Raw genomic sequence first — 12,044 nt, forward strand, 5'->3', positions numbered from 1 at the left:
CCCCCTACCAACTATCCACGGGGAAAAAGTAAGGTGCTGCTTGATTCTTATAGCACTGTTAGGAAAGCGATCGCAATCACCCCACCTAGGGAATTACAGCTTGTTCACCAGTCGCTTAATACATTACCCTCACCCTAATCCCTCTCCCAGAGACGGAGAGGGACTTTGAGAGGTGATCAGATGATTTCTGAACAGGTTGTATTTTAGCCTTCGCTTCTAATCCCCTAGGGAAGTTTTCTATAAAACCCTGCCAATCTTTTCGGACAACTGATCGTGATCCTGGTTCAAGTCTCGGATCAACTCATGCAGATCTTCCGTAGTGGCCTGATAAGTCTGGCCACAAAATTCACATTTAGCCTCTGCGCCGCTATCCTTTTGAATCATATCTCGCAGTTCAGCTTGTCCAAACATCTTGAGACCACCTAAAACCCGTTCAAAAGAACAGCCACAATGAAACTGTAGCAATTGGGTTTCCGGCAGAACATTTAACCCCAAATCTCCTAGCAATTGCTCAAAAATATGGGGGAGAGTTTGACTGGCGCGCAACAGAGGGGTAAAACCAGATAAAGCACCAATTCTCGATTCTAATAACTCTATCAGTGCTAAATCAGTGGCGGCTTTGGGGAGGATCTGCAATAACAGCCCTCCAGCAGCCTGTACCCCTTCTTTATCCACAAATACCCCTAACACTAAGGCTGATGGGGTTTGTTCTGATGATACCAGATAATGAGTCAGGTCGTCGCCGATTTCTCCTGACACCAGTTGCACTGTACTGGAGTAAGGATAACCATAGCCAACATCCCGCACTACATAAACATAACCATTTTTACCCACTGCGCCGCCTACGTCTAGTTTATCACAAGCATTAGGCGCTAACTCGATTTCTGGGTTGCCAACATAACCCCGCACAGTGCCATCGAGCCCCGCATCGACTACAATACCTCCTAAAGGTCCGTCCCCTTGAATTTGAATATTTATCCGTGACTCGGGACGCTTCATATTAGAAACCAGCAACAGACCCCCTGCCATTGTCCGTCCTAGGGCTGCTGTGGCTACATAGGATAGTTTATGCCGTTTTCTCGCTTCCTCGGTTAGACGAGTGGTAATTACCCCCACAGCGCGAATACCGCCGTCGGCGGCTGTAGCACGTATCAGTTGATCAGCCATAGTTTTCGGAAAGTTGATGATTGACAATTTACAATTTACAACTTACAATTATCCATAATCCATTATCCATTTAGTTCCTGCCTGTCCCTGTTCCCTGATAGCCGGAAGGGCGAGGCGGGTTTACTCATGATTATGCACCCGACAAGCTACCAGGTGTGAGGTGCGTCAGTTGGGTAGATTGGCGGTGATGATTGCCATTTTCGGGTTCTGACGCACCCTACTAGAACTGCTATAATGGGGAGTCGTTTGTGATCCGATAAGTGCGATCGCTAACTGGTTTGATCATGGTGACTTATGCTGGGTAGTTTTCAAAAAAGCAGTCTAAGGATTGAGGTAGATGCCTCCGAGGCGACTATTCGCGAAAGTCTGTTGTATCCCCACCACGTTCAACAGTGGTTGTGGCCTGTGCAATTTTCATCAGGACTCCCCCAACAGTTTAATGTGGGTCTCAAGTTCACCAGTTCACTGGGTCCGGTGACAATTAAACATTATGTTGATGTGGCTGAGTCTAACTGTTTGCGGTTTCTCCTCAGTGGGGGGATTGATGGCTTTCATGAATGGTATTGGGGAGAGGGTTGGGTACAGTCTCGCTTAGAAGGTGTTTCTGTGTTACCTCTCAATTTAGGACAAACGGTTAATCTCAGTCAGTTACGGGAATTTCTGTTAACTAAAAAGCCACAATCAGCGGATTAATTTTTAAGCACAGGGTAGCTATTTATGATCGCAGTTGAACCAGCTTTTAAACCTTTACTGGGGACATCTTTACCTGAACTTACTGATTGGGTTCAGCAACAGGGACAACCAGCTTATCGGGGAAAGCAATTATATCAGTGGATTTATCAGAAAGGGGCTAAATCCCTTGAGGAAATAACTGTGTTTCCGAAACAGTGGCGATCGCAATTAGCCACCATACCCGTTGGTCGTTCAACTATTCATTATCGCGCGGTTGCTAGTGATGGCACGATTAAGTATTTGCTGAAATTATCCGATGGTCAAATTATTGAAACTGTCGGCATTCCTACCCATGACCGCTTAACGGTTTGTGTTTCTTCTCAGGTGGGGTGTCCCATGGCTTGCGATTTTTGCGCGACCGGAAAGGGGGGGTTTTTCCGTAACTTGGAAACCCATGAAATTGTAGATCAAGTTCTCACGGTTCAGGAAGACTTCCAACGCCGTGTCAGCCATATTGTCTTTATGGGTATGGGGGAACCTTTACTTAATACTCAAAATGCGATCGCTGCTATTACCTGCTTAAATAGAGATATTGGTATCGGACAGCGAATGATTACTCTTTCCACCGTAGGCATTCCCAACCGCATCCGCCAATTAGCCGAATATCAGCTACAAATTACCCTGGCTGTTAGTTTACACGCTTCTAATCAAACTCTCCGAGAACAACTGATTCCCAGCGCCAAAACCTATCCCCTAGAATCCCTCATCTCTGAATGTCGAGATTATGTGAAATTGACCGGGCGGCGGGTAAGTTTTGAGTATGTGATGTTATCTGGAGTTAATGATTTACCCACCCACGCCACGGAATTAGCCAGCCTTATGCGGGGCTTTCAAAGTCATGTTAATCTGATTCCCTATAACCCCATTAATGAGGTGGATTATCAGCGCCCTAGTCCCTCACAAATACAGGATTTTGTCAAGGAATTGGAACAGCGACGGGTAGCAGTCAGCGTTCGCTATTCTCGCGGTTTAGATGCTGATGCCGCCTGCGGTCAACTGCGGGCTTCCCAGACAATTAATAATTAACAATTATCAGTTAGCCATGGGGTTCAAATATCCAGGGGAATGGCTGACAATTCCAAGGCATAAATAGTTTCCCCTTGAAACTGAGAAACCCGCACAAAGTAGGTTCCCCGTCGCAATAGGTCAATCTCAATAGATTCTGTAGCCAAAGCCGGGTTATTTGAAGAGGCGATAATATCATCAGGTTGAACCGCTTGATTTTGATGAAAATCTTGGATTAAATCCACATTAGCATCCGCTTTTAAACCGTGCAGAAATAGGCTAAACTCACTGCCATTATTGGGAATGATAAATTCATAAATATTGACCGGGTTATCATCCGTAACCGAGTTAACTATAGTCCGACTTCCCAAGAGAGTATCTAAAGCGATCGCATTACTGAGGTCATCGCCGAACTGTGGGGGTGCGCCCAACCTCCCCAACGGCGAACCAAACCGAAAAAAATGCTCAAAAAGGCTGCCAATTATCTCTTCTTCTATACCCTGAACAGCATCAAAATTGCGATCGCGATAAAACTCCGTATCAAAGGACTCGCTAGGGTCCAACCCCTGAAATTGTCCGATTTTGAAAAAATGCTCAAATGCCGTAAATTCCCCGTTAGCTACTCCCTGAGCGACTGAAGGATTTTGTTGTAGATAAAAAACCGGGTCAAAAAAGGGATTAGGGCTGAGGTTGTCCGTTTGTCCAATATTAACAAAATGAGCCGCTGCAGTGGTAATTCCCGCCTCTACTTCCGACTGAATATCGGGATTTTGTGCCAGATAAAATTCCCCATCAAAAATCGGGTTAGGTGTTCGTCCTTCAAATTGTCCATAGCGAGAAAAATGCTCAAAGGCGGTCTGAAAAACCCCGTTAGCGATCGCATCTTGAACGTCCTGATTTTGTGCCAAATAAAACCCTTCATCAAATAAAGTTTCAAGGGTAAGCATAACAAAGCCTTTTTCCCAGCAGAGGATTAATGTTCACCACTAGATTATCGCCAATTAGTCGTCAATTGTCCATTCCCATTGTAGGTTGTGTGAATATGTAGGTTGGGTGAAGCGCAGCGAAACCCAACTTTCCGAGGTATGTAGGTTAGGCGAGTATGTAGGTGAGGTGAAGCGCAGCGAAACCCAACTTCCCCATTGTAGGTTGGGTGAAGCGCAGCGAAACCCAACTTCCCCAGTGTACCATTGTAGGTTGGGTGAAGCGCAGCGAAACCCAACTTCCCCAGTGTACCATTGTAGGTTGGGTGAAGCGCAGCGAAACCCAACTTCCCAGCCAGCCGTGATAAATCAGGTGTCTGTGAAAAAGCCGGTTAATTTTCCGCATTTATGGTAACGTACAATCAGGTATCAATAACCATCCTGATTATGAGCCAGTGTCTCAACCCAGACTGCCTCCACATCAACCCCGAAGGTTCCCAGTTTTGCCAAAAATGTGGCAGTAAACTCCGACTGGCAGAACGCTACTATGCTAAAAGCATCCTCGGACAAGGCGGGTTCGGACGCACATTTCTGGCAGTGGATGACTTCAAACCTTCTAAACCTCCCTGCGTGATTAAACAATTCCTTCCCCAGGCGCAAGGAACCGCTACCCTGCAAAAAGCCGCCCAATTATTCGACCAAGAAGCCCAACGTTTAGAACTCCTCGGCAAACATCCGCAAATCCCGGAACTTTTGGCTTATTTTACCGCTGATAGCCGTCAATATTTAATTCAGGAATTTATCAAAGGAGACACCCTACAACAAGAGTTAGATAATCAAGGGACTTTTAGCGAAAATCAAATCAGTTCCCTGCTCAAGGATTTATTGAAAGTTTTGTATTTTGTCCACAAACATAAAGTGATTCACCGGGATATTAAACCGGAAAACATCATTAGACGAGCCAGTGATAACAAGTTAGTCCTAGTGGATTTTGGGGCGGCTAAACAGGTGCGGCGCACATCTCTTAGCGTCACGGGAACGGTTATCGGTTCGGCGGAATATTGCGCCCCGGAACAGGCTATGGGAAAACCTCAATATGGGAGTGATTTATATAGTTTAGGGGTGACTTGTTTATATCTGCTAACCCAAGTGAGTCCGTTCGATTTATATGACTCCTTAGAAGCCGAATGGGTGTGGCGTGACTATTTAAATGGCAATCAGGTGAGTGATAAATTAGGCAAAATCTTAGAGCGTTTGGTTGAGACAGTCTTTAAAAAACGCTATCAATCTGTAGCCGAAGTATGGGCAGATTTACAGCGATATTATGGGAAACCGACCAACCCAACAACTCCTCAAACCGTCATCCCACCGACTGTTAAACAGACTCCCAATAAAACTTTTCAACCGGTAATCCAGAAGTTTAAATTTGACATCCTTACGGTCAATTCAAAGGGACAAGAAATTAACCGCCGTCGCGGTCAGGCTGAATGTATTATCGAAGACCTGGGAAATGGGGTGACTCTGGAGATGGTAAAAATTCCTGGGGGAACCTTTATTATGGGTGCGCCGAGTGGTGAAGCGGGAAGTTATAATGCTGAAAGACCCCAACACCGAGTCACCATTAAACCCTTCCTCATGGGGAAATATCCGGTTACCCAAGCACAATGGCGACAAGTGGCTAGTTTCCCCAAACTCCAACGAGACCTCAACTATAACCCCTCCAAATTTGCCGGATTAAATCTTCCCGTTGAATCGGTTTCATGGTATGATATAATCGAGTGGTGCGCCCGCCTCTCGAAAAGAATTGGCAAACCCTACCGATTACCCAGTGAAGCGGAGTGGGAATATGCAGCCCGCGCCGGAACTACTAGCCCCTTTCACGTCGGTGATACCCTGACCAGCGACCTCGCCAACTACAATGGCAACTACACCTATAGCTCAGGACTCAAGGGAGCCTACCGCCAACAAACCACCCCCGTCGGTCAGTTTCAACACGCCAACGCCTTTGGCTTGTATGATATCCACGGAAATGTTTGGGAATGGTGCGCTGACCCCTGGCACGACAGCTACAATGGTGCGCCTTCGGATGGTGGTGTGTGGGATTATGGCAATGATAATCGTTATCAAAACCTAGTAGAATACCTAGTCAACTTTTTGGGAAAAACAGAAAGCCGAGTGCTGCGCGGCGGTTCGTGGTACTACATTCCCGCTCACTGCCGTTGTGCCTACCGCGACGGGGACATCCCGGTCAACCTCCTCAGCAACGTCGGTTTTCGGGTAGCGCTTTAGTAGGTTGGGTAAAGCGCAGCGCAACCCAACTTCCCCAGCCGTGAGCCACCGGGTTTCTGTGAAAAAGCCGGTTAATTTTCCGCATTTATGGTAATGTAGAATCAGGTATCAATAACCATCCTGATTATGAGCCAATGTCTCAACCCAGACTGCCTCCACATCAACCCCGAAGGTTGCCAGTTTTGCCAAAAATGTGGCAGTAAACTCCGACTGGTAGAACGCTACTATGCTAAAAGCATCCTCGGACAAGGCGGGTTCGGACGCACATTTCTGGCGGTGGATGACTTCAAACCTTCTAAACCTCCCTGTGTGATTAAACAATTCCTTCCCCAGGCGCAAGGAACCGCTACCCTAGAAAAAGCCGCCCAATTATTCGACCAAGAAGCCCAACGTTTAGAACTCCTCGGCAAACATTCCCAAATCCCGGAACTTTTGGCTTATTTTACCGCTGATAACCGTCAATATTTAGTTCAGGAATTTATCGAAGGAGACACCCTACAACAGCAGTTAGACAATCAAGGAATTTTTACCGAGAATCAAATCATTTCGCTGCTCAAGGATTTATTGAAAGTTTTGTATTTTGTCCACAAACATCAAGTGATTCACCGGGATATTAAACCCGAAAACATCATTAGACGAGCCAGTGATAACAAGTTAGTCCTAGTGGATTTTGGAGCGGCTAAACAGGTGCATAGCACATCTCTTAGCGTCACGGGAACGGTTATCGGTTCGGCGGCATATTGCGCCCCGGAACAAGCTATGGGAAAACCTCAATATGGGAGTGATTTATATAGTTTAGGGGTGACTTGTTTATACCTGCTAACCCAAGCCAGTCCGTCAGATTTATATGACCCCTTAGAATCAAAATGGGTGTGGCGGGAGCATTTAAATGGCAATCAGGTGAGTGATAAATTAGGCAAAATCTTAGAGCGTTTGGTTGAGACAGTCTTTAAAAAACGCTATCAATCTGTAGCCGAAGTGTGGGCAGATTTACAGCGATATTATGGGAAACAGATTATCATAAAGAATCCTAAAAACATCATTCCCAAGACTGTTAAAAAGATTACCAATACAACTCCCCCAGCGGCAACCCAGAAGTTTGAATTTGACATCGTTACGGTAAATTCAAAGGGACAAGAAATTAACCGCCGTCCCGGTCAGGCTGAATGTATTATCGAAGACCTGGGAAATGGTTTGATTCTGGAGATGGTGCTAATTCCGGGGGGAACCTTTATTATGGGTGCGCCGAGTGGTGAAGCTGGAAGTTCTGATGATGAAAGACCCCAACACCGAGTCACCATTAAACCCTTCCTCATGGGGAAATATCCGGTTACCCAAGCACAATGGCGACAAGTGGCTAGTTTCCCCAAACTCCAACGGGACCTGAGCCTAGACCCCTCAAGATTTAAAGGATTAAATCTTCCCGTTGAAAGAGTTTCATGGTATGATGTAATCGAGTGGTGCGCCCGCCTCTCGAAGAGAATCGGCAAACCCTACCGATTACCCAGTGAAGCCGAGTGGGAATATGCAGCCCGCGCCGGAACCACTAGCCCCTTTCACGTCGGTGATACCCTGACCAGCGACCTCGCCAACTACAATGGCAACTACACCTATAGCTCAGGACTCAAGGGAGCCTACCGCCAACAAACCACCCCCGTCGGTCAGTTTCAACACGCCAACGCCTTTGGCTTGTATGATATCCACGGAAATGTTTGGGAATGGTGCGCTGACCCCTGGCACAACAGCTACAATGGTGCGCCTTCGGATGGTGGTGTGTGGGATGTTGGGAACGATAATCGTTATCAAAAACCTATTGAATATTTAGTCAAGTTTTTGGGAAGCCAAGAAAGACGTGTGCTGCGCGGCGGTTCGTGGTACGACTATCCAGAATACTGCCGTTGTGCCTACCGCAACTGGTTCGACCCGGACCTCCTCTACGACAACAGCGGTTTTCGGGTAGCCTGTGCCCCCCCGACTCTTAGCCCTTAGCGCTTTTGTTTTTTTGCCCTTTACCCTGTTAGCCATTTACCCTTTTGAGCGATCGCAGCGAGCTTTTTTTATATTTCCCCAATTTTACACCATAAATATGGATTTGTGTGTAAAGAAATGTTAAATTTAAATTGCCCTTGTGTAAACAACAACGATGTAGGTTGGGTGAAGCGCAGCGAAACCCAACTTCCCAGCCAGCCGTGATAAATCAGGTGTCTGTGAAAAAGCGGGTTAATTTTCGGCATTTATGGTAATGTAGAATCAGGTATCAATAACCATCCTGATTATGAGCCAGTGTCTCAACCCAGACTGCCTCCACATCAACCCCGACGGTTCCCAGTTTTGCCAAAAATGTGGCAGTCAACTCCGACTGGCAGAACGCTACTATGCTAAAAGCATCCTCGGACAAGGTGGGTTCGGACGCACATTTCTGGCAGTGGATGACTTCAAACCTTCTAAACCTCCCTGCGTGATTAAGCAATTCCTTCCCCAGGCGCAAGGAACCGCTACCCTAGAAAAAGCCGCCCAATTATTCGACCAAGAAGCCCAACGTTTAGAACTCCTCGGCAAACATTCCCAAATCCCGGAACTTTTGGCTTATTTTACGGCTGATAACCGTCAATATTTAATTCAGGAGTTTATCGAAGGGGAAACCCTAGAACAGGAGTTAGATAATCAAGGCGCTTTTACCGAAAATCAAATCATTTCGCTGCTCAAGGATTTATTGCCAGTTTTGGATTTCGTCCACCAAAATCAAGTAATTCACCGGGATATTAAACCCGAAAACATCATTAGACGCGCCAGTGATAACAAGTTAGTCCTAGTGGATTTTGGGGCGGCTAAACAGGTGCGGCGCACATCTCTTAGCGTCACGGGAACGGTTATCGGTTCGGCGGAATATTGCGCCCCGGAACAGGCTATGGGAAAACCTCAATATGGGAGTGATTTATATAGTTTAGGGGTGACTTGTTTATATCTGCTAACCCAAGTGAGTCCGTTCGATTTATATGACTCCTTAGAAGCCGAATGGGTGTGGCGTGACTATTTAAATGGCAATCAGGTGAGTGATAAATTAGGCAAAATCTTAGAGCGTTTGGTTGAGACAGTCTTTAAAAAACGCTATCAATCTGTAGCCGAAGTATGGGCAGATTTACAGCGATATTATGGGAAACCGACCAACCCAACAACTCCTCAAACCGTCATCCCACCGACTGTTAAACAGACTCCCAATAAAACTTTTCAACCGGTAATCCAGAAGTTTAAATTTGACATCGTTACGGTAAATTCAAATGGACAAGAAATTAACTGCCGTCGCGGTCAGGCTGAATGTATTATCGAAGACCTGGGAAATGGTGTAACCCTGGAGATGGTGCTAATTCCGGGGGGAACCTTTATTATGGGTGCGCCGAGTGGTGAAGCTGGAAGTTCTGATGATGAAAGACCCCAACACCGAGTCACCATTAAACCCTTCCTCATGGGGAAATATCCGGTTACCCAAGCACAATGGCGACAAGTGGCTAGTTTCCCCAAACTCCAACGGGACTTGAGCCTAGACCCCTCATATTTTAAAGGATTAAATCTTCCGGTTGAAAAAGTTTCATGGTATGATGTAATCGAGTGGTGCGCCCGCCTCTCGAAAAGAATTGGCAAACCCTACCGATTACCCAGTGAAGCGGAGTGGGAATATGCAGCCCGCGCCGGAACTACTAGCCCCTTTCACGTCGGTGATACCCTGACCACCGACCTCGCCAACTACAATGGCAACTACACCTATAGCTCAGGACTCAAGGGAGCCTGCCGCCAACAAACCACCCCCGTCGGTCAGTTTCAACACGCCAACGCCTTTGGCTTGTATGATATCCACGGAAATGTTTGGGAATGGTGCGCTGACCCCTGGCACGACAGCTACAATGGTGCGCCTTCGGATGGTGGTGTGTGGGATGTTGGGAACGATAATCGTTATCAAAATCCTATTGAATATTTAGTCAAGTTTTTGGTAAGCAAAGAAAAACGAGTGCTGCGCTGCGGTTCGTGGGACTACTATCCAGTAAACTGCCGTTGTGCCTACCGCAACAGGCTCGACCCGGGCAACCTCAACAGCAACTACGGTTTTCGGGTAGCCTGTGCCCCCGACTCTTAGCTTTAGTAGGTTGGGTGAAGCGCAGCGCAACCCAACTTCCCCCAGCCCAACGGGGTTTGTTTCCCAATGCGGAACCCGGAACTTGAGCCCCCATTCTACCATCACACTGATGCACTCAAAAGCGATCGCATTATTGGGAGTGAGTGTAAAACGAGTGCAAATGCCAACACGGTTAACAGTGGCATATATCAGCCCAACTTTCCCCAGCCCATTTCCTTCCAAATGCGGAACCCGGGACTTGAACCCGGAAGTCCTTGCGAACACTAGAACCTGAATCTAGCGCGTCTACCAATTCCGCCAGTTCCGCATGAGTGGGTGTATTTGTTTGGCACAATTTAATATCCTGCCATAGTTGGGGGAATTTGTCAAGCCTTTAATTGGGAATAAATCGACTTAAACAATTTTTGTTGTCGATTGTGGTCTACAATGGGCTGTGGGTAGCCACAGGCTTGTCGATCGCTACTGGAAATTTTGCCAGTCACGAGGTGGGCGGTGTCCAAATTCCGCAATTCTGGCAACCACTGGCGGATATATTCAGCTTCCGGGTCATATTTTTGAGCTTGGGAAGCGGGGTTAAAAATCCGCAAAGGCTTAGGGTCCATCCCACTGGAGGAACTCCACTGCCACCCACCATTATTTGAGGCTAAATCCCCATCAATAAGTCTTTGCATAAAATACTTTTCTCCCCATTGCCAATTGATGATTAAATCCTTGGTCAAAAAACTGGCGACAATCATGCGACAACGGTTGTGCATCCATCCGGTTTCATTGAGTTGACGCATAGCGGCATCAACAATAGGATATCCGGTGCGTCCTTGACACCACGCCTGGAAATGTTCTTGATTATCTGACCAAGGAAAACGGTCAAAAGGCTGACGAAATGCTCCCGTGGCTAAGGCGGGGAAGTGATATAAAGCCTGTTGATAAAACTCCCGCCAAGCGATTTCCTGCTGCCAAGTTTGAATATGGTGGCGGGCTTCGTCACTGCGAGTTAAAGCCATAATTTCTTGGGTTTTTTGCCATAAGGTACGGATACCGATCGCCCCAAATCTCAAAGCCGGACTCAACAGAGAAGTGCCATCAATAGCGGGGAAATTCCGCCCTTCGTCATACTCATAAATGGCTTGATCGCAGAAGAGTTGCAAGCGATCGCTCGCGGCCGTTTCTCCGGGTTCTAGGATAAAAGGTTCCGACCAGATAAATCCCAAATCCTTAGCGGTGGGTAAAGCGATCGCTCCCGCCTCCAGAGCCGCCTTTTCCTGAGCCTCTGTCAGCCCCCTAGATTTTAGGGTATCACAGGGTTCTGGTTTCGACTGCTGAATCCATTTGCGCCAATAGGGAGTATAAACCTTATAGGGTTCCTTAGACCCGGTAAAAATGGCTTCTGGGGAATGCAAAACCTGATCCCAGAAAGTCTCAACTTTAATCCCCACCTCTGTGAGAGACTCTTCTACAGAGCGATCGCGTTGTCTGGCGAGGGGTTCAACGTCTTGATTCCAATAAACAGCGATCGCCCCCAAAGCCACCGCCAATTTTCGCAGACCTTGAGCCGGGTTATCCTGAATAATCAGTAATTGACTCCCCCCCCGTTGGTAGTCGCGTTGTAAACATTGGAGACAGCCGATCATATAAGCCACACGGACCAGGGCGATATCATCACCGCTCAAAATTTCCGGGTCAAGACAGAAGACCCCCACCACCTGAGAAGTCACCCGACGCGCCGCCGCCAGTCCCCAGTTATCGGAAATCCGCAGATCTCGACGATGCCAAAATAAGATTAAATCCGACATAAACACACA

General features: G+C 47.1%; 9 protein-coding genes and 1 tRNA gene. 6 read left to right on the forward strand and 4 right to left on the reverse strand.

Translation table 11 applies throughout. The features are described 5' to 3' along the window. Window positions 1–237 precede the first annotated feature (237 nt). Window positions 238–1,167 carry an Hsp33 family molecular chaperone HslO gene (hslO, locus tag NLZ44_RS20555; protein ID WP_493750981.1) on the reverse strand — a complete coding sequence of 310 codons (930 nt, stop codon included), beginning with the start codon at window positions 1,165–1,167 and terminating at the stop codon, window positions 238–240. A gap of 294 nt (window positions 1,168–1,461) precedes the next feature. On the opposite strand from hslO, the gene NLZ44_RS20560 reads away from it, so the two are divergent. Then, window positions 1,462–1,860 carry a hypothetical protein gene (locus tag NLZ44_RS20560; protein WP_493750982.1) on the forward strand — a complete coding sequence of 133 codons (399 nt, stop codon included), beginning with the start codon at window positions 1,462–1,464 and terminating at the stop codon, window positions 1,858–1,860. 24 nt (window positions 1,861–1,884) lie between these two features. Beyond that, complete coding sequence (gene rlmN / locus NLZ44_RS20565; RefSeq protein WP_493750983.1) at window positions 1,885–2,925, forward strand: dual-specificity RNA methyltransferase RlmN; 1,041 nt, start codon at window positions 1,885–1,887, stop codon at window positions 2,923–2,925. Window positions 2,926–2,948: 23 nt separating this feature from the next. Here the strand turns inward: rlmN and NLZ44_RS20570 are convergent, their stop codons facing one another. Next, entirely contained in the window at window positions 2,949–3,851 is a 903-nt protein-coding gene (locus tag NLZ44_RS20570; RefSeq protein ID WP_493750984.1) for a calcium-binding protein, read from the reverse strand. Window positions 3,852–4,057: 206 nt separating this feature from the next. Here NLZ44_RS20570 and NLZ44_RS20575 point away from each other — a divergent pair, with 206 nt between their 5' ends. The 4 genes from NLZ44_RS20575 (at window position 4,058) to NLZ44_RS20590 (ending at window position 10,245) form a co-directional block, all read left to right on the forward strand. Continuing rightward, on the forward strand, window positions 4,058–4,192 hold the full coding sequence (locus NLZ44_RS20575; protein WP_008050898.1) for a hypothetical protein: 135 nt from the start codon (window positions 4,058–4,060) through the stop codon (window positions 4,190–4,192). An 82-nt stretch (window positions 4,193–4,274) separates the two neighbouring features. Further along, a complete protein-coding gene (locus NLZ44_RS20580) occupies window positions 4,275–6,116 on the forward strand; it encodes a bifunctional serine/threonine-protein kinase/formylglycine-generating enzyme family protein (protein WP_493750985.1) in 1,842 nt (613 codons plus the stop codon). Between the two features lie 126 nt (window positions 6,117–6,242). After that, the gene (locus tag NLZ44_RS20585; protein ID WP_493750986.1) at window positions 6,243–8,105 is read left to right on the forward strand and encodes a bifunctional serine/threonine-protein kinase/formylglycine-generating enzyme family protein; all 1,863 of its coding nucleotides are present in this window, start codon (window positions 6,243–6,245) and stop codon (window positions 8,103–8,105) included. Window positions 8,106–8,391: 286 nt separating this feature from the next. Further along, window positions 8,392–10,245 carry a bifunctional serine/threonine-protein kinase/formylglycine-generating enzyme family protein gene (locus tag NLZ44_RS20590; RefSeq protein WP_493750987.1) on the forward strand — a complete coding sequence of 618 codons (1,854 nt, stop codon included), beginning with the start codon at window positions 8,392–8,394 and terminating at the stop codon, window positions 10,243–10,245. Between the two features lie 223 nt (window positions 10,246–10,468). On the opposite strand, the gene NLZ44_RS20595 is transcribed toward NLZ44_RS20590, so the two are convergent. Then, window positions 10,469–10,552 (reverse strand) — tRNA-Leu (locus NLZ44_RS20595). Window positions 10,553–10,610: 58 nt separating this feature from the next. Beyond that, a complete protein-coding gene (locus NLZ44_RS20600) occupies window positions 10,611–12,035 on the reverse strand; it encodes an FAD-binding domain-containing protein (protein WP_493750988.1) in 1,425 nt (474 codons plus the stop codon). Window positions 12,036–12,044: the final 9 nt, after the last annotated feature.

It is taken from the genome of Arthrospira sp. PCC 9901 (assembly GCF_059013425.1).

Bases quoted from the DNA above. Each gene is read 5' to 3' on its own strand.
- hslO (WP_493750981.1), bottom strand. From the start codon at position 1,167: ATGGCTGATCAACTGATACGTGCTACAGCCGCCGACGGCGGTATTCGC.
- NLZ44_RS20600 (WP_493750988.1), bottom strand. From the start codon at position 12,035: ATGTCGGATTTAATCTTATTTTGGCATCGTCGAGATCTGCGGATTTCC.
- NLZ44_RS20570 (WP_493750984.1), bottom strand. From the start codon at position 3,851: ATGCTTACCCTTGAAACTTTATTTGATGAAGGGTTTTATTTGGCACAA.
- NLZ44_RS20580 (WP_493750985.1), top strand. From the start codon at position 4,275: ATGAGCCAGTGTCTCAACCCAGACTGCCTCCACATCAACCCCGAAGGT.
- rlmN (WP_493750983.1), top strand. From the start codon at position 1,885: ATGATCGCAGTTGAACCAGCTTTTAAACCTTTACTGGGGACATCTTTA.
- NLZ44_RS20585 (WP_493750986.1), top strand. From the start codon at position 6,243: ATGAGCCAATGTCTCAACCCAGACTGCCTCCACATCAACCCCGAAGGT.
- NLZ44_RS20590 (WP_493750987.1), top strand. From the start codon at position 8,392: ATGAGCCAGTGTCTCAACCCAGACTGCCTCCACATCAACCCCGACGGT.
- NLZ44_RS20560 (WP_493750982.1), top strand. From the start codon at position 1,462: ATGCTGGGTAGTTTTCAAAAAAGCAGTCTAAGGATTGAGGTAGATGCC.